General features: G+C 38.7%; 18 protein-coding genes, 1 tRNA gene, 1 other RNA gene and 1 pseudogene. 11 read left to right on the top strand and 10 right to left on the bottom strand.

The genetic code is table 11. The features are described 5' to 3' along the window. Positions 1 to 403 precede the first annotated feature (403 nt). Positions 404 to 6,493, top strand: coding sequence for an ATP-binding protein (locus R2Q94_RS13195; RefSeq protein WP_316821936.1), 6,090 nt, complete (start codon positions 404 to 406; stop codon positions 6,491 to 6,493). A 45-nt stretch (positions 6,494 to 6,538) separates the two neighbouring features. Next, positions 6,539 to 6,991: a hypothetical protein gene (locus R2Q94_RS13200; RefSeq protein WP_316821937.1), complete on the top strand. Its 453-nt coding sequence runs from the start codon at positions 6,539 to 6,541 to the stop codon at positions 6,989 to 6,991. 67 nt (positions 6,992 to 7,058) lie between these two features. On the opposite strand, the gene R2Q94_RS13205 is transcribed toward R2Q94_RS13200, so the two are convergent. After that, positions 7,059 to 7,886 (bottom strand): IS3 family transposase, encoded by an 828-nt coding sequence (locus R2Q94_RS13205; protein ID WP_316821938.1) that lies wholly within the window; start codon positions 7,884 to 7,886, stop codon positions 7,059 to 7,061. A gap of 46 nt (positions 7,887 to 7,932) precedes the next feature. On the opposite strand from R2Q94_RS13205, the pseudogene R2Q94_RS13210 reads away from it, so the two are divergent. The 6 genes and pseudogenes from R2Q94_RS13210 to R2Q94_RS13235 all read left to right on the top strand — a co-directional run. Further along, positions 7,933 to 8,304: pseudogene (locus tag R2Q94_RS13210) on the top strand (integrase core domain-containing protein); the annotation flags it as partial. 193 nt (positions 8,305 to 8,497) lie between these two features. Next, positions 8,498 to 9,607: an AbiH family protein gene (locus R2Q94_RS13215; RefSeq protein WP_316821939.1), complete on the top strand. Its 1,110-nt coding sequence runs from the start codon at positions 8,498 to 8,500 to the stop codon at positions 9,605 to 9,607. A gap of 185 nt (positions 9,608 to 9,792) precedes the next feature. Then, complete coding sequence (locus tag R2Q94_RS13220) at positions 9,793 to 10,353, top strand: hypothetical protein (protein WP_316821940.1); 561 nt, start codon at positions 9,793 to 9,795, stop codon at positions 10,351 to 10,353. Next, positions 10,329 to 10,856 carry a hypothetical protein gene (locus tag R2Q94_RS13225; protein ID WP_316821941.1) on the top strand — a complete coding sequence of 176 codons (528 nt, stop codon included), beginning with the start codon at positions 10,329 to 10,331 and terminating at the stop codon, positions 10,854 to 10,856. The genes R2Q94_RS13220 and R2Q94_RS13225 overlap by 25 nt, the downstream gene beginning before the upstream one ends. A gap of 190 nt (positions 10,857 to 11,046) precedes the next feature. Continuing rightward, entirely contained in the window at positions 11,047 to 11,262 is a 216-nt protein-coding gene (locus R2Q94_RS13230; protein WP_316821942.1) for a hypothetical protein, read from the top strand. A 111-nt stretch (positions 11,263 to 11,373) separates the two neighbouring features. Then, positions 11,374 to 12,051: a hypothetical protein gene (locus R2Q94_RS13235; protein ID WP_316821943.1), complete on the top strand. Its 678-nt coding sequence runs from the start codon at positions 11,374 to 11,376 to the stop codon at positions 12,049 to 12,051. 643 nt (positions 12,052 to 12,694) lie between these two features. On the opposite strand, the gene istB is transcribed toward R2Q94_RS13235, so the two are convergent. The 5 genes from istB to R2Q94_RS13260 form a co-directional block, all read right to left on the bottom strand. Beyond that, positions 12,695 to 13,432, bottom strand: a complete 738-nt coding sequence (gene istB / locus R2Q94_RS13240; protein ID WP_316821944.1) for an IS21-like element helper ATPase IstB — start codon at positions 13,430 to 13,432, stop codon at positions 12,695 to 12,697. A 21-nt stretch (positions 13,433 to 13,453) separates the two neighbouring features. Beyond that, entirely contained in the window at positions 13,454 to 15,007 is a 1,554-nt protein-coding gene (gene istA, locus R2Q94_RS13245; RefSeq protein WP_316821945.1) for an IS21 family transposase, read from the bottom strand. Between the two features lie 114 nt (positions 15,008 to 15,121). After that, on the bottom strand, positions 15,122 to 15,949 hold the full coding sequence (locus R2Q94_RS13250) for a site-specific integrase (RefSeq protein ID WP_316821946.1): 828 nt from the start codon (positions 15,947 to 15,949) through the stop codon (positions 15,122 to 15,124). A gap of 246 nt (positions 15,950 to 16,195) precedes the next feature. After that, positions 16,196 to 16,268, bottom strand: a tRNA-Lys gene (locus R2Q94_RS13255). Positions 16,269 to 16,524: 256 nt separating this feature from the next. Next, positions 16,525 to 17,358 (bottom strand): alpha/beta hydrolase, encoded by an 834-nt coding sequence (locus R2Q94_RS13260; protein ID WP_316821947.1) that lies wholly within the window; start codon positions 17,356 to 17,358, stop codon positions 16,525 to 16,527. A gap of 125 nt (positions 17,359 to 17,483) precedes the next feature. On the opposite strand from R2Q94_RS13260, the gene R2Q94_RS13265 reads away from it, so the two are divergent. Further along, entirely contained in the window at positions 17,484 to 17,978 is a 495-nt protein-coding gene (locus R2Q94_RS13265) for an HAD family hydrolase (protein WP_316821948.1), read from the top strand. A 32-nt stretch (positions 17,979 to 18,010) separates the two neighbouring features. On the opposite strand, the gene fsa is transcribed toward R2Q94_RS13265, so the two are convergent. Next, on the bottom strand, positions 18,011 to 18,670 hold the full coding sequence (gene fsa / locus R2Q94_RS13270) for a fructose-6-phosphate aldolase (RefSeq protein WP_316821949.1): 660 nt from the start codon (positions 18,668 to 18,670) through the stop codon (positions 18,011 to 18,013). A 99-nt stretch (positions 18,671 to 18,769) separates the two neighbouring features. Beyond that, positions 18,770 to 18,869: signal recognition particle sRNA small type (gene ffs / locus R2Q94_RS13275), an RNA gene on the bottom strand. Between the two features lie 376 nt (positions 18,870 to 19,245). Here ffs and gltB point away from each other — a divergent pair. After that, on the top strand, positions 19,246 to 23,751 hold the full coding sequence (gene gltB, locus R2Q94_RS13280; RefSeq protein ID WP_316821950.1) for a glutamate synthase large subunit: 4,506 nt from the start codon (positions 19,246 to 19,248) through the stop codon (positions 23,749 to 23,751). Between the two features lie 75 nt (positions 23,752 to 23,826). Further along, a complete protein-coding gene (locus R2Q94_RS13285) occupies positions 23,827 to 25,293 on the top strand; it encodes a glutamate synthase subunit beta (RefSeq protein WP_316821951.1) in 1,467 nt (488 codons plus the stop codon). A gap of 88 nt (positions 25,294 to 25,381) precedes the next feature. Here the strand turns inward: R2Q94_RS13285 and R2Q94_RS13290 are convergent, their stop codons facing one another. Continuing rightward, positions 25,382 to 26,053, bottom strand: coding sequence for a YdeI/OmpD-associated family protein (locus tag R2Q94_RS13290; RefSeq protein ID WP_316821952.1), 672 nt, complete (start codon positions 26,051 to 26,053; stop codon positions 25,382 to 25,384). 14 nt (positions 26,054 to 26,067) lie between these two features. After that, the gene (locus R2Q94_RS13295) at positions 26,068 to 26,598 is read right to left on the bottom strand and encodes an RNA methyltransferase (protein WP_316821953.1); all 531 of its coding nucleotides are present in this window, start codon (positions 26,596 to 26,598) and stop codon (positions 26,068 to 26,070) included. Positions 26,599 to 26,628 lie beyond the last annotated feature (30 nt).

The following is a 26,628-nucleotide window of genomic DNA, read 5'->3' on the forward strand; positions in this document are numbered from 1 at the left end:
TCTGGATGTAAACTTATTTGTATGTACTCACCAACTGGATATTTAAGGATGGATTTAGGTATTTATATAATTAAATGGTTTCTAGGCTCGAAAATAGACTGTTCACATATCTATGCAAGTGATCCCTTCGATACAAGCGTTAAGGATGGCTTAGAAGTGACGGGTAATGGAGGAAATTTTTAATGGCAATGCAAAAACTAAACTTAATTCAAGACTCCTATAGGGAGGACTAAAAATATGCAATCATACCTACCATTGATTCATCTCTATAACAAATAATAAATTTCAAAAAACGATATTTCAGGCTAAAAGCATTGGACTGATAACATAAACCTTTGAAATGAAAAAGTTCATTAAATTCATAGCAAAACTTCAGTAAAACTGCTATTATCCTACTTAATAAATGGCAAAAAGAGAGATGGCGCCAGCTGATGGTGACCGATTAGATATTGGCGGAAAGCTACCGCAGTTTAAGGCATTTGCCTATTTTGTTTATAGACATTTATCCGCTGGTGATCTTGATTGGATAAGAATCGCCGACGTTTATGCGGATAAATTAGATGACATTCAATTCGCCACTAAATCAGAGATACATGCCTATCAGATGAAATGGAGTAATCAGGAGAATCCACCTGCATTTTCCTATCTGAATTTCAAAGAGCTTTTATTTGAGATGATTAAAGGTTGGAAAAATCTTATAACGTTCCATGCTAACGAAGGCAAGTTTCTCCACATACATATGATTACCAACAGGCAAGCCTCAGTGAATGATGATGTGCTTGATCGTAGTGGCAGTAAGGTTGGAAATTTTAAAGATTTTCTTGAACATGTTTACCATCCGGTGAAAAATGGCCAACCGGTAAGTCGCCGATGGCTGGGGATTTTGGCAAAGCTACATCGTGACACAGGTTTGGAAAAAAAACAATTTATTGATCTTTTTTCTGCATTGATTTTAAATATTGGGTTTGTTATTCCAACGCAGGAAGGAATAAAACCCGAGGAACAAAAGAAACAACAAGACCTGTACGATTTGACACGATTTATCATTGAAGAAATAGCAGACAGAAAGAAAAAGATCCATTATACTCGTGAGGAACTTATAAAATCACTCAATTGGGAACATCGTTTTAAGACGACTTTTCAACATGAGTTTTTCGTTGATAAATATCGATATCAGCCGATTACCTCGACCATTGAAACATTGAACGCAATGATTCGGCAAAATAGCTCAGGCTACATATTTTTAAGCGGATCGCCAGGTGCAGGTAAGTCAACATTACTTACGCAGTGGTCGAAGGCAAGTTTAGATCATATTGTGCGTTACTATGCCTTTTCAAATATTTCCATATCTCAAAATTTTAGCGAAAGAGGTGAAGCGGAGAAGTTTTATTTCGATTTGGTAGTACAGTTAAATGACCTTATTCCAGTAACGCGACAAACAATACTCCCACATCACGACGAAACTTATCTCCGAAGTGTTTTTTTTAATCAACTTCAGGATCTGAAAGAATCATATCAAAAAACTGGTAAAAAAACGATTATCATTGTTGACGGCCTTGATCATATTCCCAGGGAATATCAGACCATCAAAAGCTTACTCGGGAGTTTACCATCACCGGCCACACTGCCGGAAGGAATAATTTTCGTTTTAGGTAGCCAAAATTTTGAAATAGAAACGCTTCAGTTGGACGTGAAAAATTCGTATCGCACTGCCAAAAGAAATATTATTCTTGATTTTTTGGATAGAAAGGCTGTGTTTAACTATATAGAGCAATATCAGCCTAAAGTTATTATGACCATAGAAGATAAGGAAAAAGTATTCGAAGTATCTAAAGGTCACCCATTGCAACTCACTTATATACTGGAAGAATTATCCAACTTTCCTGATCATACTACATCTATATTGGCGTCTGACTATCATTATGAAAACATCGATGATTACTACCAAAAACTATGGGAAAGTATTATTGATGTAACCGAATTGCATGATATGCTCAGTCTTATGGCAAGAGTGCGTGGTGAGATTAGTCCTGAATTTGTAAACGAGTGGGGATTTAAAGAAAATGTCAAAGCAGAATTTCGAAAGAAAGCTTTTCATCTTTTTAGCAAGTCCAGTCATTCATGGGTTTTTTTTCACAATTCATTCCGGCAATTTATTATTAGAAAGACCTCAATAGATGCGCTGACGGGTAACTACAGCGAGCAGTACAATGAAGATTTTCATGAAAAACTGGCAGAATATTATCAATCGAGCAAATCTGAACCAGCGTGGAACCGTCTTTTCCATCTTTATCAAAGTAAGCAATATAAAATATTCCTTCAGGAAGCTACAGGTGCTGCATTTCTTTCACAAATACTGGAATACCGCCCTGTAGAAAAAGTTAGACAGGACATGAAACTTGGCCTGCAGATCGCCGGTAAACTTCGCGATCACACAGCACTCGTACGTTACCTTTTCCTTCTTTCCGAACTATATAATCGCGAGCAGAATTTTAACCCTATCAATTTTGTAGAGGAACATCTCAAATTAGGCAATCGAGAACAAGCGATAAGATACATGAGAGATGATCATATCCTAAATAGTTCGAAACGATATGCATTATCAGTCAGCCAAGACATGTATGCAATCGGGCTTTTTGATGAGGCAGTAAAACTCTACAACCTTGCTGAACCAGATGAAGTGCATGAAAATGGAATTATGGTTAATGCTGATCACCATTACGACGACACGAGCTCAACAATTGAAGAGTGGGCATCTGCCTCTGTTTTATTTGAAGACATAGAAGAAATTGTCCGCCTTATTACAAATACTGATCTTCAAGGCGATAAGAATCACATGCCGGGTAATGACACCGCCGAAAAATTGAAAGCACGGTTGTTCTATTATGCGGGACAAACAATAATTGGACAGAATAAATGGGACAAACTTGATCAAATACTCATTCAGCTAAACGGATCAAATGAGTACGAGCGGTATTTATTTATCATGCTACTTAGATCTGCTGTAAGATCTGCCGACCGCGCAGGAAATGATCTAATGGCAGAAAGATATTTTCGGCGTTTCACCTCACTCAACCCAGATGAATGTTCTGAACGTGAACGGGTCGTTATTGCAATGGCAATCTTTAAAAGAACACAAAATCGCGAAGATATTGAACGTTGGATTAATGAAATACCACAACCTAAACTGAATGATTTTGACCTGAGCGAAACCTATGATCTTCATAACTATTACCAACGGTTCGAACTGAATGTATTGTTAAATATAATGGATAAGGGAATAAGCCCTATTAGGGCAGTTCCATCAACCGGTAGAGATTATGATGATACGATGGTAGAGTTTGAGCGTATGATCTGCCTTTTGGCGGCTATTCATGCTGATGGTCTGCTAAAAAAGGGGGCAAATAACCTTATAAATAGAATCAAACCACTTCTGAATTTTTATTATGCAAAACGATCACACCGCGATACTAATAGGTACAAGATAAGCCGGCTTCGTAAAGCCTATTTTGAATTATTAATCAAAACCTGTTCGTTATATGGGGATGAGGCATTGAAAGAGTTAAAGGATTTTTTTCTTTCTCAATTTGGGGAACAGGAAGAGCACTGGGATCCCGAACAACGAACCGAAGTCCTTTTTCAATTAATCGGACAAGGGATACCCAAACATGATCTATTGCCTACTATTCAATCTCTCGAAGAAACACTTCTTGAAGGCGCAGATATGGCAGGTCGCGTCGAACGAGCGCAAACACAGGCTGAAGATTGGTTAAATATAAATGAACCGATCCGAGCAGAACAATGGATGCATAAAACGATTGAAGAGTCTTTAAGTATCGGATACAGGAAAGATTATCAGTTGAATACATGGTTGGATTGGCTGAATAAGGTTAACAAGATCGAACCTGAATTTGGCGAAGAGCGGCTACAACATTACCTGGAACGTTTGCAGTACGTGAAAGATGTTACCGAACTACGCCCTTTTTATCTTGCTGCGAAAAAGGTTCTGTCCGTTACTTATGAATGGAATTTTGGTGCCGGTGCCAATGCCCAGAAATATATGCTCAAGAATGGTCTGATCCATTATGAAGATTCAATTGTTGAATTAGTAAGTGGATTCTTAAACCTATGCCCACTTGAAGATTTGCCAGTAGTTAATGCATTGTTTGGCGACGTGTTACTTGATCTTTCTGAAGAAGAGCACTCTAAATTATTCAGAGGCTTGATTGAGCGGATGTGGCAGGCAAGAAATGTATTGGATCTAACGCAAGAATTGAGTTCGGCTGTTGCACGAATCAATACTAACGCACTGGAAATAAATAGAAAGTTTTATTATGAAGAACTGGTTCGCTTTAGTGAACTAACTGGCTTTGTAGTTACTATGTTCGATATACCAGTAAATACCAAAGCAGCCAAGGAGAGTTTTGAATATGAGAATCATTTAATGCTAAATGATCATTCCTCATTAAACGAAGAAGATGTTTTGGCAAAAGTGAATGATTTCGAATCACTTGAATCAATTTTTAATAAAGAAGACACGACCAATTCAAGCTTTAGATGGAAGCCCATATTTGATAAAGTTGGAAAACGCCTTACGCCTGATAACATTCGAGATCTTGCATCGTATTTGAAAAACCGGCGTAAGGATGCTGCTACCTCTTACGAACTTAGTAAGGCTGCCTACAATGCAGGAGATCATCATCTTGCGACAGAATTAGCTAACTTGGCTATAGAGCGTTCCAGTAGCAGTGGTTGGAATGAGTTTTACGATGGTGGTTCAAGGATTAATGGTTTTCGAGCACTTCAACAAACCGAAGGTACGGTGGCAATCGATAAGGCTTTTATTGCATTTTTGAACGACGTCTTGGCTACCGACTATCCGACAACTTATACTGAATCAATAGATGAAATACTACCAGTCATTACAGCTGATATTAACCTAAAGAAAGTTTATTTAGAAGTTGACAGTCATGTTAAGAATCTGTTGGCAAATGCCACGCCCGATCTTCGATCTGAAGGGGTTCTTAGTCTTAAATCTAATGACATTAAAGAGTCTCTTTTTGATTTGCTCCATTATTTAAGCAGGTACCCTGCCACGCCGATAAAATATAGGGTGAGGCGTTTTCTAGCACAGTATCTTGGTTACTTTCAAACAAGTGGCATAGGCAAACTGGCTGATGGTGATGATACAGATCAGGAGTTACTAATTGATTTTTTGCTATTTAATCAGGATGATTGGGAAATCTTAGAGGCTATGGCCGAACCGATCAGCAAACTACGAGAATCAAAGAGTTTTATTGTGAAGGATGGGGCACGCGCTCTAACTTCGTTAATTTCTTCGAGTATTATTGAGGATGAAGCGCCAATTACGACATCCTTAAACCCTACCTATACACTGGAAATACAACAATTAGGTAAATTAAATCCTCAAAAGACTGTGGATGAAGAAGGAAATATAATTGATACCGATGACGCGTCCACGCTTACAAGTTTTGTCCGGGTTCAGTCAAAAGCTATTTCAAAAACTTTTGGTTTTCGGGAAATTAACCTACATCATAGACTCTACGCTATAATGCGAGAGCTTGCAGAGCCATTCGCCTGGTCATCAGCAAATGAGAAAAAGGTTCGTGCTGAATTAGAATCGGTCGGGATTAAGATGTCAATGGTTAGGCCGAGAGTAGAACTCGTGTTACAAGCAATGTCACGAATGGTTGCAGAGCTTAATGATGCTGGTTTCGTACTACCAAGTTATTACATTCCTCATTTTTTCTTCAAAGATGTCGCCGTATGGTCGTTCACTGAGTCTATGCGGCCGTCATTTCTTAATCGACTAAAAACTGAACGATTTTCGGTCGGAAAAGAATGGGTAAACGATGTGAGAAAACACCCCCGGTTACAGACCGCGCCTGAAATAACAGATAGTGTTTGGAGGGTAATTGGAGAATATTATGTTATAAAACAGATGGAATGGGGTTTTCCTGAAGAGACCTTTCAGTCTCAGCTTCGAGCGAAAAATGCAATAGATGGATTTCACAGAGACTTCATCTTTGGTTCGGTTATGGAACGTCATGTCGACAACTATCTGTATTTGGAAGGGTATCCAGAGTCTGGTTACTTAGTAATTACCAATGAACAACATTCACCCCTCGGTGGGATGTCGTCAAGATGGATCGCATTTAACCCTAAAATAGCAGCGAAACTTTGCTGGGAGCCGTCAGAAGAAGAACCTTTTGGGTGGGAGGATGAAGAGGGCAATTTGGTCGTTCGGTCGGTTTACTGGCGAGACGGAAATGTTAATCTCTCTCAGAGAGTAAATGATTGCGAAACTGGTGGAGGTTGGTATCTAATTGCATCTGACAGCGGACTGAAAGCTATTGCTGAAATATATCAGGAACTAATATTTGAGAAACGTATCGAAAGAATTCATTTGGATGACAATGTTAATAGATCGGACATAGCAACACATTTAACACCTTTCAATCTGAATAGTTAAGAGATGTATCGCCCACAAAGCAGAGATGGAATATAAATCAGAGACATGCGTTTTATTGACAAATACATAGCGAAAAACAGTATTGATATTCATGCTACAATCGCAGGACGAAAGATCATTTATCTGGATTTGAAATATTGGATTATTTTAAGGGACGGGCTTGAGCAAGAGAATGATACAGTTGCCCGTAAAGTAGCTCATAGGATTATAGAATTGTATGAGAGCAGGAAATGTGTTTTTCCTGTAAGTGAGGTGGTGTTATGGGAAATATTGAAGCAGGAAGACAAAAATTCATTGATCAAAACTTTCCAATTAGTAGAACGGCTTTCCGAAGGAATTGCGATACTAGGCGATCAACAAAGAGTCAAAGTTGAATTTGCTTGCTGGTATTTGACTAATGTTAAAATAGATGATTTTCCAAAACTTGAAAAACTAGTCTGGAGCAAACTTCCGCTAATTTCTGGCTACTTTTTTTATTCATTAAAGGTAGAAGTGTAACCCTCCCTTTTTTCGAACTGGTTTAGGAGACGAGAATTCAAATCTATATAATATTTTTCATCCCTCATCATGCAATCAACTCCTGTGGAGTCGATTGCATGATGAGGCTCCATTCTGCTCTATATTCCAGTGGAGTTTTACCACCTAATGTTTCATGTGGTCTCCTGGAATTGTAATCTGTTACCCATTCTTCTGCTAGTATCTGTACCTGCATTACATCTTCAAATAAGTAGGCATCCAGAATACTTTCTCTAAAGCTTCGGTTGAAACGTTCGATGTATCCATTTTGCATGGGTCTGCCAGGCTGGGTATATTGAATTTTGATACTGTTGCCCTCGCACCAGGTGTTAAATTCCTTACTTATAAATTCTGGACCATTATCTACCCGGATACATTTTGGTTTCCCGTGTTCATAAATAATTTGTTCCATTAAGGCCGTAACTCTAACTGCAGGCATAGAATATGCGACTTCAATGGCAATTGCTTCCCGATTAAAATCGTCTATTACATTCAGTGTTCTGAATTTTCTTTGGTTGATAAGTACATCACTCATAAAATCAACAGACCACATCTCCCGTGGGGCCGATGGTTGTGTAAGGGGATTTTTCACTCTTTGTGGCACACGTCGGCGTGTTTTTCTTCTTTGATTTAACCCCAATAATAAATATACACGTCGCACCCGTTTGCGATTCCATTTAAAACCTTGTGTGCGGATTCGTCCATAATAAAGATCCTGTCCTTCAGTAGGATAACTAGCCGCTAATTCCTCCAGCTTATTAATCGTTTCTGAATCATCTTTTATCTTTTTATAATAATACATGGATTTCGGTAATAATACTACACGACAAGCTCTGCTAATACTAATCTGATGGCTCAGCACCACATAGGTAACCATGTCTTTACGCTGGCAGGGCTTTAAAACTTTTTTGAAAGCACCCGAGCAAGGTATTAAAGGGGAGCAAGTAGTGACCGTATTGGAAAGATTAAAGGAGGAATTCAACACCATTCCTAAAAAAATCAGGGTAGATAATGGTAGTGAATTTATCTCCAAAGTGTTGGATAGATGGGCTTACGAAAACCAGGTCATACTTGATTTCTCAAGGCCTGGAAAACCTACAGATAATGCGTATATTGAGTCTTTTAATGGAAGCTTCCGCGATGAATGCCTAAACACTAACTGGTTCTTATCGATGGAAGATGTCGTTGAAAAAGTTGAAGCCTGGAGAACAGAATATAATACCTTTAGACCTCACAGTTCTTTAGGAGGATTAACACCTCAGCAGATGTGGAAAAAAAGCCAATTAACGCCCTGATTTTCGAATTTACATTGTCCTAAAGTTGGGGGGAGGTCAAAGTTACGAATTTTCGCGTTTCAAAACAGTCCGATTTTTTGGGAGGGTTACACATTTATATTTCTTAATTATGACTTTAGTAGTCATCTATCCTAAACAGTTAACAGCAATCTAAAATAATCTCTAGCTTTACAATAACCAACAAACCAAATAAATGAACAGATTAATACTCTTAGGCAATGGCTTTGACTTAGCCCATGGCATGAAAACTAGCTACAATGATTTTATTTTAGATTATATGATTAAGTGTTTAACTGAGGTTCAGGAAAACAAAACGTTTGGAGACGAAGCGCTTGAGGTTACTACAAATAATTATTATTACATACTTGAAAGTTTAGGATGGGACTCGTTGGAAGCGTTTGTTATGGATATTTACCATACTTATGGATTAAAAGGATTATTTGATACAGAAACATTTTTTATTGGTACACGTTCAATAAAAAATATTTATGTGTTTAACTTTAAATATCCTTTTATCAAACACCTATTAGAAAATTGTTCGCTTAATACTTGGGTGGAGATTGAAAATGAATATTATTCTGAACTTAAAAGTATTTTAAGTAACAAAAGCACCAATAAAAAAGAAGAACTCATTGTACTAAATAAATCTCTTGCCTTTCTTATCAAACTCCTTGAAAATTACCTTTCTGATCTTCCAGAACCAGAATACCACCCGGATTATAGAAATATCCTGAGCAGCGTGTTTGACAAACCTATCGCTGATGTTTATAAACCGCTTGCCTATATGCAGCCCGAACATACGATGATTTTAAATTTCAACTATACATCGACCGTTATCCCGTATCTACGGGATATTGAAATCCATACAGAAGTTAACTACATCCATGGCAAACTAAATGATCTGCAACAACCAATCATCTTCGGCTTTGGAGATGAAATAGATAAAACGTATCAACAGATTGAAGATGATCAAAACAACCATTTCTTTACTTATATCAAATCCTTCTGGTATTTTCTGAATTCAAATTACCACGATTTAATAAGATTTATTGAAAGTGAAAAATATGAAGTATTTATTCTAGGTCATTCTTGTGGGCTTCCTGACCGTACGATGCTTAACATGGTTTTTGAACATGAAAATTGCAGAAGCATTAAAATTTTCTACTACCAAAATGAAAAAGAGCATACTAATTTTATTGAACTGACTCAGGAAATTTCCCGTCACTTTACTAATAAAGCAACCATGAGAAAAAAGATTGTTCCTTTTCCACTCTTATCGCCTATGCCGCAAGTAAAGCCATAAGTATTCTACACCCGAGAATTTATAAGATACTAAAAAACATGATTTACGATAACGACCTAGATGATTGAATACATGTTCTGATTAGATGTTACCGATTAAGCAAATTAACCTTCTATAGCAACTAACTATTCTCAAAAATTAAACAAATTAGTTAATTTGGTTTATAACCAATAAATTAAACGCTTATGTTTTTTCATCACCTCAAGAATTTCAGTCCTTATTCCGGTCATATCTATAATGACATGCGGTCTGGTATTGTAAGAAAAAATGGTGAACTAATCAGTAAAAATGATAACCGCTTTAAACTCATTGAACGTCTAGGTTATTTCCCATTTAGGGAACTACGTAGAAACAACCAAGCCTATTTTATAAGTAATCTGGAATTGTTTGATTTCTTTCAGGCTACAGAGCAGGAATTAAACGATTATCATGTAGAAGCTTATCCGAATTGGAGTTATACAGCAAAAGAACAATTGTTAAAACTATTTCTTGACGGATATCAAAACGGCCTAAACGCATTTACAGAAAAAATCGGGATATCATACTACACACTATCTTATGAACATAAAATAGAATACCTACGCAATTTCTGCCTGTTCTGTCTTGACTTTCTATATTTTGACGGTGAACTTGATAATACTCTATTTTATAATCTGGGCTATATTCAGGCTAGTTTGTATCTCGGATTTATTGACTTAACCATTTGCATAATAAATCTGTTATGGTTGATACAGAAAGAAGACTAAAACTCGCTCTTCATTTACGACATCTCTCCGTTGGGCTTATTTCAAATGACGATTTTGAAGATAATCTTATGAATGACGTTACGAATGGCTGGCTTCCAGAGCAATACTATAAATCGAAAGAGGCCAAGTTTGATGATAAAATAATCCAACCTATGCTTGAACTCTGCTGGGGATTATACGATGATACGAGAAATCATAGATTAAGAGGTTCGGACAAATTACCAGAGCAGAGCTTGAAAGTAATTGCACGTTGCATATTGTTCCTTCGAGGTGAAAAAGAATATGAATGGCCATATTTTGACACTAACAGTCCCTTATTTAAATTTTCATTGGGGGAAATTATTTTGACTATTCTTTCTCTTGGTCAGTACTCCCGAGACTTAAAGAAACATCAGGAAAAAGCATTCGAGGAATTTCAAAAACTTGGCAATTTTGAAATTTGGCCATTTATGAACCAAAACGACTATAATGAGCAGTTGAAGCATCAGCCATTTTTAAAATAGAAATTTCCATACTATACAAGACAAATGTTCAATCTTGAATAACGAAATTATTAACAAATGAATATAAATTACAATAAAGGAGATACCACAACTCCTCAGAACATAGGCAATAAAATAATCGTAGATATTTGTAGTGACCAATCCACTTTAATGGGAAGAAATATATCCGTGACGGTTTACGATTTTTAGTATGTGGACACCGATTTCATTAAGCGAATTAGAAAAGTGGATCTTACGTGGTGAGTCAGAACTTGAAGTTGAGTTGCTAAACTTTTGGACTTTAATAAAAATAAAGCCTCAAAAATGGCAAGAGGAAAAATATGGTGGCGAGGGCGGTGGTTTTTGGGTTGTGGCGATTTTTGGAACTGAAGTTATTTATTACAATGACATTGAAGAGGGGGTTTAACATTTCAAATTACGAAACTTATGGGCAAATTAAGGAATATCGGTGTAATCAAGCGAACTTAATTGGATAGTAATTGAACTTTACGAACGAATGAAAAGCAAAACATAAAGAATGGACTGGAGATTTAACACGATATGGTTTGAGCAATTAGAGAAAGACACTTTTTTTGAAAAGGACTTCAAGGAAAATACGATTGCGGCGAGCAATAATACTTTTGAAAACTCTGAATACGCAATTTTATGGCACCTAAAAGAAAAGTTAAACTCTTTTGGTGCTTTATCTGAATCAGATAAACTATTATACCTTGAATTAAACTGGGCTAACATCAAGGACTTTATTGGAATTGAAAAGTTCAGGAATCTAAAAAGACTTGAGCTTCATTATTGTGTAAAACTAGAAAATGACCAGGGTTTAAGTCAATTGAGAGATAGTGTTGAATTCTTGCATATTAATTCATCGAAGAAATTTAAATTTTCCAACGAATTACTTGGGCTTAAAAAATTGAAAGTTTTATGTTTAAACAATTGTGGGTCAATTGAAAACCTTAATTTTTTGAATGATTTCCCTAGTCTAATTGATTTTAGGTTTGTTAACACAAATATTTTAGATGGTAATCTCAATCCAATTTTAGACCATCCAACAATACGAACGGTAGGGTTTCTAAATAAAAGGCATTACAATTTTAAAGACGAGAAATTAAAATTAGAACTAAATAATAAGTTTTCTAATGAATACAAAACGATGGCTTATAAAGGACAGTACTTAACTTATAGATATGAGTATGAATAAACAAAAAAGCGGAAAGATCACTCTGACCATTCCCGCTTCATCTAAATTAACGCTCTCATATATAAAGACGTTAAACAGGGTTCAATATTGTATTGGCAATTAAATTAATGCATACTTCTTTTTCAATAGCGCCATATCAGAACCAACTTTTACATCCAGTATCTTAGCATAAAGCTGAGTAGTATGGATATTCGTGTGTCCTAGCATCTTTGATACACTTTAATAGGCACACCATTCATTAGCGTTACCGTTGTTGCAAAAGTCCGTTTGGCAATGCGGTTACCAATCTTTTTATTCACCTGCGAAAGTGCGGCGATCTCAACAAGATATTCGTTCATCTTTTGGTTACTGGAAACAGGCAAAACTCTGTCATGACTAACACAATAGGGGTGATCTTTATATTTGTCAACGATATTTGCTACAATCGGGAGCAATGGAATTGCCGCCCTTTTACCTGTTTTTTTTCGGTAAGTAAATATCTATCTTTCCCCATCAACCCCCTCACTGATATCGGACGGCCTGAGTTTCTCCACATCGGCATAAGAAAGCCCGGTATAACTGGGTATTTCGGAGTGATGGTGCCAGTGATTTCGGTCAAACCGTGCCACTTAAAAGATCATACAATTATATAAAAAAGCTGGGATTATTCCTTTTTCAATATTCCTTTTCTCAGGGATTCACCTTTCAGGTCAATCCGGTGTGAGGAGTTTACAATCCGATCCAGGATGGCATCTGCTATAGTGCCTTCACCACCAATGATTTCGTACCATGCTGATACCGGTATTTGGGAAGATATTATAGTTGATCTTTTACCATGCCGATCGTCTATAATATCCATTAGTGTTTCCCGGTCCTGGTTATCAAAAGCCTGCAGACCAAAGTCATCAAGTATCAACAGTTCCATTTTAGTTAGTTTTTCCAGTTCCTTGAGGTAGGTTCCGTCAACTTTACTCAATTTCATCTTTTTGATCAGTCTGGCAGTTACCATATAGAGTGTTTTTACTCCCGTAAGGCATGCTTGATTCCCAAGAGCCTGTGATAGATAGCTTTTCCCTGTGCCGGATGCGCCACATACAATGATATTTTCCTTTCTCAGCATAAAGTCGAGTGTACCAAGGCGTGCGAGCATGTTCTTGTCCAGATTTCTTTCACTGGCATAGTTTATATCACCAAGACTGGCGTTCTGCCTAAAGTTTGCCAGTTTCAGCAACCTGTCAATTTTATTGTTCTCCCGATCTTCCCACTGATGATCCGTAAGTAGGGCCAGGTATTCGTCGCATGTAATACCTTCAAACCTGTTTTCCTTTACATACTGTTGGTGTAATTGAGCCATGGCTCCCAGGCGCATGTTACGTAGTTTTTCAACTGTCTGATTGTTCATTTTTCTGATTTTTGATTGTCATTATTCATAAGCGGAAGCACCGCGTATATTGCTATGAAAAGGTATATGCGGTTGTATGGGTTCTAGCTGGTCGTTAAATAGCGGTAGTCTGTCCATATTGTTTTTGAGTATGTTCTTTATGCGCAGGTAAGAGCAGCTATCTGTATCTAAAGCCCTTTTGCAGGCATTGTTGAGTCGCTCAGAGCCATAGGAACGGTTCAGCTGGATAATGCCCAAAGAGCGCTTGTAGCTTATTTCAGGGTAATCCTGCGAGGCCAGTATCTTTTCAATACACGTCAAAACATATTCACCCTGGGCCAATGCTTTTTTCCTGAAGAACTCAGGGCTCCACTCCGAGTAGAACTTATGAGTGCTGCTCAGGTGATCTGTATTGGTGATATAGCTGCCCTTGTTCAGGTTGCGCTGATGCAGCGCAATCCTTTCATGGTTATAAAAGATCTCAATACGGCTCCTGGTGTAATGGATCATTGTCTCCCTTCCGATATACCGATATGGAACACTATAGTAACACTTGTCGGGAGAAAAGTATGCGTAGCCCATCTTCTGGATTTTGGCCCTTTTATAGTCTTTCATTTCATATGTATCAAGCGGTAGCTCTTTGAGATACTGACGTTCAATACTTTGGAAGAGTTCAATACGGCTGGATTCTTTTCGTTTAAACAAAAGATTGTTGTAAGGCTCCAATAAGACGGCAATTTCCCTGTTGAGATCTTCCAGTGAAAAGAACGTCATCTCCCGTAATGGATAATAAATACGCTGATAGACCAAATGCACCGCGTTCTCAACCAGGGCCTTGTCCTGGGGAGCATAACTACGGGTGGGATTGATGACACAGTTATAATGGCGGGCAAAGTCTTTAAAGCTACGGTTGACATCGGCTTCATATTTACTGGATCTATTAACTGCGGACTTTAGGTTGTCTGACACAATAGCTTTAGGCGATCCACCATAGAAACGTAAGGCATTAGCACAACAGGATATCATTTCTTCGCGTTTCTGACTCATACACGCCTGAACATATGTGTACTGGCTGCACGGAAGTATGGCTACAAACACTTCCATGGGAACAATCTCTCCTGTGTGCTTATCGATGATATGCAGCTTTTTACCGGCAAAGTCTATGAACATTTCTTCGCCAGCAATGTGCTGAAGTTTCATTGAGCCTTTTTCCTTAGGATACTTACGGCGGTAATGCTCAAGGAACTGCGTATAACTGTAGGGGTCTGCTGCTAGTTCAACATATTGCTGATAATGATACAGAAAGATAAAACCGGGGTGGTTCCGGGCCTTGTTGACCCCCTCAAAATAAAGCATGAGTTCATTATGCCGCACGGGATCTAGTGTAGTATGGGAGGAGAACAGCTCAGATAAAGCAGGGGTATCGAACCCCAGAAGCTCCTGAAATGAATAGTCGCTACCAGCAAATAGTTGCATATAGGTATTCACTGTATTACGGGAAATACCGAGAACAGAACCTATTTTACGATTACTGTAACCCTCCAGATGTAATGTGAGTATTTGTTTTAAGTCCATCGGATCAAGTTTGTTGGCCATATCGCTGTATTTAAAAACGATAAGGTAATTCTTTCTTGATCTTTTAAAGTGGCACAATTCAAACCGTAAAAAACGGAAAGATGGGCTAAAACTAAACCACTAAAGTGGCATCATTTAAACCGTAATCGCTGGCACTATCAGGCCGAAATAGCTGGCACAATTCAAACCGTAATATCCAGTATAACAGCTAAACAGGAAAACATCCTTAACCTGGGATAGTCTTGTGGTCGTAAATTCTTTCTCTTCGATTTTTCGCAATTCATCGGCTGTCAGGTATTCTCTATGCACCACCTTGGTTTTTAACTTGTAACCAAAGAAGGGGTCTGTGGTTATCCATTTTTCACTTAAACAGATTCGAATGATCTTACCTAAGTTTTTAAGATGTTTTACAGCGGTGTTAGTGGTGTTATTTTGGGCGGTTCGCAAATAGTAATCGAAACCACTGATAAAATCATAATTAACGTATTTAATATTGATGTTGCTTTTATGATATTTAGAAGCAAGAAAACCATTGACGTGTCTTTCCAGTATTTCAAATCTCTTAAGTGTTCCAATGGCATAGTCCTTACCAACCAGCTTTTTCATGTTCTTATTGTGCGTTTTAATGGCTTCGCATAAAGTATGCGTCTTTTCCTCTTTGCCCAGAAACCTACATTTGATGCTTTCTGCTCTTATTTCGGCATCTTCCGCACATAGTAGGCTATGTGCAACATACACTTCAGCCTTCATCTTATCCAGATAGGCATTCAATGCTCTAATATCGTCTTTTGTGCCTATTAAATGCCCGGCTTTAGCATTCCATTGGTTTGGCTCACATTTCCGGCTGGTGGCAAGTTCCGCACGGTTTCCCTCAACTGTGATCCTTAAATAGATAGGAACAACGCCATTACTGTAATTTTTCGGCTTTTTTAGATAGAAAAGCAAAGTGAAATTAGTTTTCATAATCAACTGACTTAAGGTTAACAAAATTAGCCTTGCAGTCTAAATGTATCAAGTCGCTTCATGATGAAACTTTCTGTAAATCAGAAAGTTGTATTTTATTCGGTGAGTAGTGAAAGCCTTGATTTACTCACCGAATCACTCTATTTTATATGCGATTTGATGGATATTTTAGGGTTTTCGGTAAAAAACAAAAGCTTGCAATCATTTGATTTGCAAGCTTTTACGTAGTTTTGATACTATCTTCTGTGATCCCGCTGGGATTCGAACCCAGGACCACTACATTAAAAGTGTAATGCTCTACCAGCTGAGCTACGGAATCAAAGCTTTCTAGCTTTACTCTAAGCGTTTCCGTTTAAAGTGATGCAAATATAGGGTTAGGAAATATATACTGCAAATTAAAACTATGTAAATTCTTTACTGTACTGATTCTAAGGAAGATTATTTTTCCTGAACTTATATTATCAGCCAATTTTAATGCCTAAACCTGCATTTTTAACCTCAATATGCATAAAAAAGGAGAGGAGTAGCGGAAAATAAATCAATTCATTTCCGCTCATTTACTCCTCATTTAGCTATTACCTTTTAAGAAAGTTCACCAGCAATTGGTTCACTTCTTCTTTATGTGTGATAAATAAGCCATGTGATCCGCCTTCTACTTTATAATAATCTGCATTAGGCAAAAGCATAGCAGTAATTGCACTCGTGGCTTCAGCAGGAACAATTTTATCATCATCTCCATGAATCACCATCACTGGAATTGTAATCGTACTCAGGTCTGTCCTAAAGTCCGTTTCTGAGAAAGAAGTAACACAATCCACCGTTGCTTTTGGGCTTGCTACTATAGCCAGCTGATGCATCCAGTTCTGAATCTCCTGGCTAACCGGCTTATTCGACACACCTTCGCTGAAAAAGTCTTTACCGAAACCAGATAAGAATGCGGGACGGTCTTTTTGGATATTGGCAATCATACCATCAAAAACTTCCTGAGGAACACCTTCCTCATGGTCATCAGTTTTTAACATCAAAGGTACAATTGAACTAATCAGCACTGCCTTTTCTACTTTAGAACTACCATATTTACCTAAATAACGAACGACTTCTCCGCCACCCATAGAAAAACCGACCAGGGTAACTTCTGATAAATCTAACGCAAGAATCAGTTCATTTAGGTCTGAAGCAAGAGTATCGTAGTCATAACCACCCCATGGTTTATCCGATTGACCAAAACCACGCCTGTCGTAAGCAATGCAGCGATAACCACTGTATACAATAGAGGCGACCTGATATTCCCACATTTCGTGCGATACGGGCCAACCATGAATTAAAATTACTGGTTTTCCTGAACCAAGATCTTCGTAAAATATATTAACAGATTTACTGTTTTCGGGATTTCTTTTGATATAGGGCATAATAAAAATTTTAAAGGTTCAACGCTTAATAACACCATATATCGTGATTATGTTTAACAAAAACGACATGAAGAGAGAATAAACAATTATAATATCTACATCTTTGCTGAAAAAATAACAATCAAATGAATAAAGCTATATTTCTTGACCGTGACGGTGTGTTAAATCACGAGATCTACGATTACATCTGCAGATTAGAAGATTTTGAAGTCCTGGAATACCAGATTCCACCGTTAAAGAAGCTGTACGACGAAGGTTATATGCTGATCATCATCACAAACCAGGGAGGAATTGCTTTGAAGCGATATACAGAAGAAACACTCGCTGAAATGCACCGCATTCTGGGCGAAAAGTTTGAAGCACAGGGGGCAAAAATCGCGCATGCGTACTATTGCCCACATCACCCAACGGTTTCTGAGCCTTGTAATTGTAGAAAGCCTTTATCAGGAATGTTGTTGGAAGCGATTGAAACTTACAACATTGATCCGGCTTTATCTGTGATGATTGGCGATAAGCCAAGAGACGTAGAAGCTGCAAACGGAGCAGGAGTGAAGGGAATCCTGATCGAACCTGACGAACAAATCAGTTATGAAGCCATAAAAAAAGTCCTGTCGAATTAAATCAACAGGACTTCTTAATATAATTAAATTGCCTATTTACCTGCAGCTTTCGCGTGATCAGCTAAGAACTGAGCAAGACCGCTGTCGGTTAATGGGTGCTTCATTAATGCAAGAATCGCAGAAAGTGGACCAGTCATTACATCAGCACCTAATTTAGCGCAGTTTACAATGTGCATTGGACCTCTAACTGAAGCTGCAAGAATTTCACATTCGTATTGGTAGTTATCAAAAATCAATCTGATGTCCTCGATCAATTGGAAACCATCTGTAGAGATGTCATCTAAACGGCCTAGGAAAGGAGATACATATGATGCACCAGCTTTTGCAGCGATTAAAGCTTGTCCAGGTGAGAAGATTAAAGTACAGTTGGTTCTGATTCCTTTAGAAGAAAGGTATTTAATTGCTTTAATACCATCTTTAATCATAGGAATTTTAACAACAATCTTTGGATCTAATTTCGCTAAAGCTTCACCTTCTTTGATCATGGTTTCATAATCAGTAGAAATTACTTCCGCACTAACGTTAGCATCTACGATATCACAGATTGCTTTATAGTGGTTCAATACGTTTTGGTCGCCAGTAATACCTTCTTTAGCCATTAAGCTAGGGTTGGTAGTTACGCCATCTAGAACGCCAAGGTCTTGAGCTTCTCTGATTTGATCTAGATTAGCTGTGTCTATGAAAAATTTCATAAGATATATAGTTTAAGAAAATATGTGGTTTTATTTAACTCGGGTTGGTAGTTAGAAAGAAGAGGATGCAATAGTAGCATATCAATCTAAAAAAATAAAAATGGGCAAGCCCCTTACATCGCACCGCTACAACCTTCTACCCTTGCTTCGTTCCCGCCCTGGGGGAGTTCAAAGGGAGCTGATCGTGTAAGACTTGCCCGTCACAAAAGTAGGAAAAGATCTGAATCTACCAAAGTATAAAATGCTTTTATTTCACTTTTTTCGCGGTTTTTTAGCTAAAACATTGAAATTAAAGGTATTGATGATGAAAATAATTTTAAACTTTTTTTTTGTGCGGGAAAGGGCTTTAGGACTAGAAGGACTGATTTTGAAGCTAACTCCCTTATATATACAAACCATCATTGCCAATATTGCATTTTACATCGATTTCAGATATCGATATTGCAATAAAAAGAGTTTATATTTTAAATGTACTGCATTTTTCCTAAAAAAGATGCCGATATTACAATTACTTGATTTATTTGCGTAACTTAGTGTTCGAATCACACTATACCAACCAACAATAAATTAAACTTATGGAACAAACACAAGATCAGCAAGGGTTATACGACCAGCGTTTTGAACATGACGCATGTGGCATTGGTTTCGTTGCTCATATCAAGGGGAGAAAATCGCAACAAATCATTTCCGACGCAATAACCATTCTTGAAAATCTTGATCACCGCGGAGCTTGCGGCGCAGAAATCAACACAGGAGATGGTGCAGGTATCATGATACAGATCCCTCACGAATTTCTGTACGACGAATGTCTTAAAATAGGATTCAGTCTGAATGAATCCGGAGACTACGGAGTAGGGATGTTGTTTTTACCGAAAGACGTTAAAGCGAGAGAAGAGTGCAGAGAAATTATTTACCGTGCAGGAGAGAAGCTAGGATTGGAAGTCTTGGGCTTTAGAAAAGTACAAACCAATACCGAAGGTATTGGAGATATGGCCCTCTCTGTAGAACCGGAAATGGAACAAGTATTTATCGCACGCCCGTATGCAATTGCTGCTGGTGCCGATTTTGAACGTAAGCTTTACGTTTTTAAGAATTACTTATCCAAGACTATTAATAATACGGTAAAAGGAATTAATGGCGAGTTTTACATTGCCTCTTTCTCTTCAAGAACGATAGTATATAAAGGACAGTTAACCTCATTGCAGGTTAGGTCTTATTTTACCGAGCTTAGCGACAAGCGGGTTGTTTCCGCTTTTGGCCTAATTCATAGTCGCTTTGCAACAAATACATTCCCTTCATGGAAATTGGCGCAACCTTTCAGGTATATTGCCCATAATGGAGAGATTAACACCCTACAGGGTAACCTGAACTGGTTTAGGGCTAGTGTGAAGTCTTTGGCTTCCTCTCATTTTACACCAGAAGAACTGAATATTTTACTTCCTGTAATTGATGAATCCAATTCCGATTCTGGCTGTTTAGATAATATAGTAGAGCTTTTAGTGCATGCAGGTCGTTCTCTGCCACATGTTTTGATGATGTTAATTCCTGAAGCATGGGATGGAAATGAAGATATGGATGAACTTAAAAAAGCATTCTATAAATTTCACGCTACTTTAATGGAGCCTTGGGATGGACCGGCGGCTGTTTCCTTTACAGATGGTAACCTGATTGGTGCCACACTGGATAGAAACGGATTGCGTCCACAGAGGTATGCCATTACGGAAGATGATCATGTGATTATGGCCTCAGAAGCCGGTGCATTGGCATTAGATCAAAGCAAAATCATTGAAAAGGGTAGGTTGACCCCTGGAAAGATGTTTGTGGTAGATATGGAGCAGGGTAGAATCATTTCTGATTCTGAGATCAAACAAATTGTATGTAGCCGCAGACCGTATGCAGATTGGTTAAATCAATACCAGATCAGATTAGAAGAGCTTTCTGATCCAAGGGTGGTATTCAGTGGTCTTTCTCAGGAGTCTATTTTTAAATACCAGCAGGTTTTTGGCTATAGCCGTGAAGACATCGATTTGATCCTGAAACCAATGGCTAAGGATGGTAAAGAACCAATTGGTTCAATGGGAACTGATATTCCATTGGCGATTTTGTCTCAAAAACCACAACACCTTTCCTCTTATTTTAAACAGTTGTTTGCCCAGGTAACCAATCCGCCAATAGACCCGATCCGCGAAAAAGTGGTAATGAGTCTTGCAGGATTCATGGGGAATAATGGTAATATCCTGGAAGAAAATGCTTTGCAATGTCACTGTGTGGGTATCAAACATCCGATTTTAACCAATTTAGAATTAGAAAAACTTAGAAGTATAGATACAGGAGTTTTCCAGTCTAAGACTTTACAAACTTATTTCAGAGCTACAGGTAAACCCGGCGCCATGGCCAAAGCATTAGATAGGTTATGTCGTTATGCGGTAGACGCGGTAGAAGACGGTTTCCAGGTAATTATCCTGTCTGACCGCGCTTTAGACTCTGAACATGCTGCAATTCCTTCTTTGCTGGCCGTATCTACTGTCCACCATCATTTGATCCGTAAGGGTTACAGAGGTGATGTTGGACTAGTAGTAGAGGCTGGTGATGTTTGGGAAGTGCACCATTTTGCTTGCTTAATCGGCTTCGGCGCAACTGCAGTAAACCCTTACTTAGCAGAAGAAACAATTACTGGTTTTGAAACAGAATTGGAGGTTAAACCTGCTAAATTGATCCAGAACTATATATATGCTGTAAATAACGGATTGTTGAAGATCTTCTCTAAAATGGGAATTTCTACTCTACAATCTTACCATGGTGCGCAAATCTTTGAAATTCTTGGTTTGAATAAACAGGTGGTCGACAATCACTTCACCGGTGCAGTTTCCAGAATCGGTGGTTTAGGGTTGGATGAGATTGCCAGAGAAACTTTGATCAAACACAATAGGATTTTTGGTTCGGCAACGCGTCCGGATATGATCCTGCCTACAGGAGGTAATTACAAATGGAAACGTAAAGGTGAGCAGCATTTGTTTAACCCTCAAACGATCCACTTGTTGCAAAATGCAACCAGAAAGAATGATTACAATGTATACAAACAATATTCTAAGCTCGTAAATGAGCAAACACATCAGGCATTTACCATTAGGGGATTGTTTGAATTTAATTACAAACGTCCTGCAGTATCTTTAGCGGAAGTAGAACCCGTAGAACAGATCCTGAAGCGTTTCGCAACAGGCGCAATGTCTTTCGGTTCGATTTCTCATGAAGCACATTCTACTTTAGCAATTGCAATGAACCGCATCGGCGGAAAAAGCAACACCGGAGAAGGTGGTGAAGATGAATTGCGTTATGAGACTTTGCCTAACGGTGATTCAATGCGCTCTGCGATCAAACAGATTGCCTCTGCACGTTTCGGTGTAACAAGTTATTACCTGAGCAATGCAGATGAGTTGCAAATTAAAATGGCACAGGGTGCGAAGCCTGGTGAAGGTGGACAATTACCTGGTGATAAAGTAGACGACTGGATTGCAAAAGTTCGCCATGCTACGCCTGGTGTAGGTCTGATCTCGCCGCCACCACACCACGATATTTATTCTATTGAAGATTTAGCACAGCTGATCTTTGACTTGAAAAATGCAAACCGCGAAGCTAGAATCAATGTGAAACTTGTTTCTAAAGCAGGTGTAGGTACGATTGCTGCCGGTGTAGCTAAGGCACATGCCGATGTGATCCTGGTATCTGGATTTGATGGTGGTACGGGTGCTTCTCCATTAACTTCTATTCAACACGCTGGTTTACCCTGGGAGCTTGGTTTAGCAGAAGCGCACCAGACTTTGGTAAAAAACCGTTTGCGTAGCAGGGTCGTATTACAAACAGATGGTCAGCTGAAAACAGGTAAAGACATCGCCATTGCAGCCTTATTAGGTGCTGAAGAATGGGGAGTAGCTACAGCGGCATTGGTGACCTCAGGTTGTATCATGATGAGAAAATGTCATTTGAATACTTGTCCGGTGGGGGTTGCTACCCAGGATCCTAACTTGAGAAAGTTGTTTACCGGTGAGGCAGATCACGTAGTGAACTTGTTCCATTTCTTAGCAGAAGAGTTAAGAGAGACCATGGCAGAGCTAGGTTTCAGAACGGTAGAAGAAATGGTAGGTCAGGCAGATGCTTTGAGCTTACGTGAAATAGATCCTAGCGACTGGAAATTAAAAGACCTGGATCTTTCTGCGATCTTATATAAAGCCCCGGACAATGGCTTAAGCTTATATCAAACAGAAACACAAGACCATGGCCTGGCAGATGTATTAGATCATCAATTGATCAAAGCTGCAGCTCCTGCATTATTGAATAAAGAGCCTATTTACAGAGAGTTTGAGGTAAAGAACACCAATCGTGCTTTAGGTACCATGCTTTCAAATGAGGTGTCAAAAATTTATAAATCACAAGGTTTACCAGCAGATACAATCAACTTTAAATTCAAAGGTTCAGCCGGACAAAGTTTTGGCGCTTTCGCGACAAAAGGAATCTCGCTGCAACTGGAAGGTGAAGCCAATGATTACGTTGGTAAGGGACTTTCTGGAGCTAGATTATCAATCTATCCTTTCAGTACGATCAGCTATGTACCCGAGCAAAACATCATCATTGGTAACGTAGCCCTATATGGTGCCACTTCCGGTGAGTTATTTGTAAGAGGTCAGGCAGGTGAAAGATTTGCGGTAAGAAACTCTGGTGCTACCGCTGTAGTGGAAGGTTTAGGTGACCACGGTTGTGAGTACATGACTGGTGGTGAAGTCCTGGTAATCGGTGATACAGGTAGCAATTTTGCTGCTGGTATGAGCGGTGGTGTGGCCTGGATCTATGACACGAAGCAGGAGTTTACCAATAAATGTAATAAGGAGATGGTAGACCTTGATCCACTGGACGAACAGGATGAATTGCGTATCAACGTATTATTGAAAAAGCACATCCAGCTTACAGATAGTAGTTTAGCTAAGTTTATCTTAAGCGACTGGGCAACTCAATCCGCACATTTCATCAAGGTATTCCCTAAAGAATACAAAGCAGTAATGATGAAAAGGGCTGCAGTAAGTGTTTAAGTATAGATCAAACAAGAGCCACCGTAAATTGAAACACAAAATGACGACAACCACTAAACTAAATATAGCTTAACCATGGGAAAAGTAACTGGATTTTTAGAGTATGAAAGAACTGCTCCTGTAAAAGAAGATGCTAAAACTCGTTTAAAGCATTATAATGAATTCGTAGAGAATTTTGAATTGGAACAGGTAAACCGTGAAGCCGCAAGGTGTATGGATTGTGGCGTTCCTTTCTGCCAATCGGGCTGTCCATTGGGAAATGTAATTCCTGAATTTAATGATGCCGTATATAAAGGAGATTGGCAGCTTGCTTCAACTATCTTGCTGAGCACTAATAATTTCCCTGAATTTACCGGAAGAATTTGTCCGGCACCATGCGAGTCTGCATGTGTACTTGGAATCAACAAATCACCAGTATCAATCGAGGAGATTGAAAAACATATTATTGAAATTGCCTTCAACAAAGGATATATAAAAGCAGAAGAACCACTGATCCGTACCGGTAAGAAAGTAGCTGTTATTGGCTCTGGTCCGGCAGGATTAGCTGCTGCAGCACAGCTGAACAGAGCTGGGCATGAGGTGGTGGTTTATGAACGCGATGATGCACCCGGGGGTTTACTGAATTATGGGATTCCTGATTTCAAACTTCAGAAGGATGTAGTTACCCGCCGCATCAAACTGATGGAAAAGGAAGGTATCGTGTTCAAATGTAATTCTAATGTTGGAGTAAATGTAGAATTGAATACTTTATTGAGAGAGTTCCAGAGTATTGTTTTGGCAGGTGGTTCTACCATCCCAAGAGATTTAACAATCAATGGTCGCGAAGCTAAAGGGGTTCATTTTGCTATGGATTTCTTAAAACAACAGAACAAACGCGTTCAAAATATCAGCTTTGAACAGGAAGCGATTCTTGCTACTGGTAAAGATGTAATTGTAATTGGTGGGGGTGATACGGGTTCGGATTGTATTGGTACTTCAAACCGTCAGGGTGCAAAATCTGTGATGCAGTTTGAAATCATGCCAATGCCTTCCTCACAACGTACTTCGAACATGCCATGGCCAACGTTCCCAATGTTGCTTAAAGTGACTTCTTCACATGAAGAAGGTTGCGAAAGAGCATGGGCTGTGAACACCAAGGAGTTCATCAAAGATGAGAACGGTAACCTTAAAGCGTTAAAAGTAGTAGATGTTGAGTGGGAAATTGATCCTACAGGCAGACCTTTGAATTTCAAGGAGAAGCCAGGTACAGAAAGAGATTTACCTTGTCAGCTGGTATTATTGGCCATGGGTTTCCTACATCCTCAAAAAGAAGGCTTGATTGAAAAGTTAGGTGTAGAGCTTGATAATAGAGGAAATGTGAAAGCCGAAGAAGGTAAATATCAGACCAATATTGCAAAGATCTTTGCAGCAGGAGATATGCGTCGTGGTCAGTCCTTAGTGGTTTGGGCCATTTCTGAAGGTAGGGAAGCGGCCCGTAAAGTAGATGAATACTTAATGGGACATAGCAGATTAGCTTCTAAAGACGGTATTCCTTACGCCTAAGCTAAAGCAATTTCAAAATAAAAAAGGTCTGGTATAATACCAGACCTTTTTTATTTATCGGATGCTCATGGAGAGCGATATTTTCCAGCTATTTAGCAGTTGGGTTTTTCTTCCCCGACAATAACATTTCAATTGTTTTCTCTATCCTAACAATTCTGGTTTTATCCTGTTTGGCAGTCAATATCCACAAAACATATTCCTTTTTATGGGAATAAGCCAATGTCAGGAAGTATTCCAGGGCTTTAGGATGTTGTTTTAATGCAAATTCCAAATCCTCTGGCATTTTCACCTGCTTACTCTGCACGTCGATGTAATTAGAAAAATCATTCTTTTGAATGTTCTCATTTCTGACCGCCGATGCTTTGACCTGGTCTACCGGCTTTAAACGGATACCTGTCCAGACCTCAGAAATCGAAGCAGAAGCACAAGGTGTTAAATGATAAGTTTTCAATTCATCCCATGGCCCCATCATGTTTAAATCTGTAGTGATTCCTGAACTTTTCTTAGGATAGGCAATCCAGAAAAGGGTGGTAGGTTGTAATAGTTGATGCAATCGACCAAGATGCTCTTCCAATTCATATGCATTGCTCACAAATAAAATCACTGCATCAAATTCCTTCTCCGAATTAAAACTAAGCTGGATCGCATCATAATCCCCCAGGAATTCTACTAAATCATCCGGAGCATGCTCGATAAGTACTTTAAATCCTGGTTTAATATGCAGTTTTTTAAGTAGGGAATTTTCCTTCAATCCGCTCATTTTATAAACGTTTTTTACAACCTTAATTTAGCAAAGAAATCCCAAAGTACAATCCCAGCAGAGATCACAATATTAAAGGAATGCTTGGTTCCGAATTGAGGAATCTCTATACATTCATCAATCTTTGTCATCACCTCATCGCTCACACCATTCACTTCGTTTCCAAAAATCAGGGCATATTTTTTCTGCTGATCCGGTTGAAAAGTATTCAACATGGTACTACCCGAAGCTTGCTCAATGGCTATGATTTCATATCCATCTTCCCTCAAACTGGCTACAGCATCCAATGTAGTTTCAAAATGTGCCCATGCTACAGATTGCGTTGCACCCAATGCGGTTTTCTCTATCTCGCGGTGTGGAGGTTGAGCGGTAATACCACATAGGTATAATTTCTCTATAGCAAAACCATCTGCAGTTCTAAATACAGAACCGATATTGTGCATACTTCGCACATTATCCAGCACTACAATAACCGGTAACTTTTCCTGTTCTTTAAACTCTTCTACACCTACACGGTTTAGCTCGTCTGTTTTTAATTTCTTCATTAAGGACTATTATTCTGTTCTAGTTGGCAA

It is taken from the genome of Pedobacter gandavensis (assembly GCF_032678465.1).
GTDB classification, from domain to species: Bacteria; Bacteroidota; Bacteroidia; order Sphingobacteriales; family Sphingobacteriaceae; genus Pedobacter; species Pedobacter gandavensis_B.

Excerpts from the sequence above, each read along its gene's own strand:
- R2Q94_RS13205 (WP_316821938.1), bottom strand. The coding sequence starts at position 7,886 with ATGGTTACCTATGTGGTGCTGAGCCATCAGATTAGTATTAGCAGAGCT.
- R2Q94_RS13195 (WP_316821936.1), top strand. The coding sequence starts at position 404 with ATGGCAAAAAGAGAGATGGCGCCAGCTGATGGTGACCGATTAGATATT.
- istB (WP_316821944.1), bottom strand. The coding sequence starts at position 13,432 with ATGAACAATCAGACAGTTGAAAAACTACGTAACATGCGCCTGGGAGCC.
- R2Q94_RS13290 (WP_316821952.1), bottom strand. The coding sequence starts at position 26,053 with ATGAGCGGATTGAAGGAAAATTCCCTACTTAAAAAACTGCATATTAAA.
- R2Q94_RS13215 (WP_316821939.1), top strand. The coding sequence starts at position 8,498 with ATGAACAGATTAATACTCTTAGGCAATGGCTTTGACTTAGCCCATGGC.
- R2Q94_RS13295 (WP_316821953.1), bottom strand. The coding sequence starts at position 26,598 with ATGAAGAAATTAAAAACAGACGAGCTAAACCGTGTAGGTGTAGAAGAG.
- R2Q94_RS13285 (WP_316821951.1), top strand. The coding sequence starts at position 23,827 with ATGGGAAAAGTAACTGGATTTTTAGAGTATGAAAGAACTGCTCCTGTA.
- gltB (WP_316821950.1), top strand. The coding sequence starts at position 19,246 with ATGGAACAAACACAAGATCAGCAAGGGTTATACGACCAGCGTTTTGAA.
- R2Q94_RS13230 (WP_316821942.1), top strand. The coding sequence starts at position 11,047 with ATGTGGACACCGATTTCATTAAGCGAATTAGAAAAGTGGATCTTACGT.
- R2Q94_RS13220 (WP_316821940.1), top strand. The coding sequence starts at position 9,793 with ATGTTTTTTCATCACCTCAAGAATTTCAGTCCTTATTCCGGTCATATC.
- R2Q94_RS13235 (WP_316821943.1), top strand. The coding sequence starts at position 11,374 with ATGGACTGGAGATTTAACACGATATGGTTTGAGCAATTAGAGAAAGAC.
- R2Q94_RS13260 (WP_316821947.1), bottom strand. The coding sequence starts at position 17,358 with ATGCCCTATATCAAAAGAAATCCCGAAAACAGTAAATCTGTTAATATA.
- R2Q94_RS13265 (WP_316821948.1), top strand. The coding sequence starts at position 17,484 with ATGAATAAAGCTATATTTCTTGACCGTGACGGTGTGTTAAATCACGAG.
- R2Q94_RS13250 (WP_316821946.1), bottom strand. The coding sequence starts at position 15,949 with ATGAAAACTAATTTCACTTTGCTTTTCTATCTAAAAAAGCCGAAAAAT.
- R2Q94_RS13200 (WP_316821937.1), top strand. The coding sequence starts at position 6,539 with ATGCGTTTTATTGACAAATACATAGCGAAAAACAGTATTGATATTCAT.
- fsa (WP_316821949.1), bottom strand. The coding sequence starts at position 18,670 with ATGAAATTTTTCATAGACACAGCTAATCTAGATCAAATCAGAGAAGCT.
- R2Q94_RS13225 (WP_316821941.1), top strand. The coding sequence starts at position 10,329 with ATGGTTGATACAGAAAGAAGACTAAAACTCGCTCTTCATTTACGACAT.
- istA (WP_316821945.1), bottom strand. The coding sequence starts at position 15,007 with ATGGCCAACAAACTTGATCCGATGGACTTAAAACAAATACTCACATTA.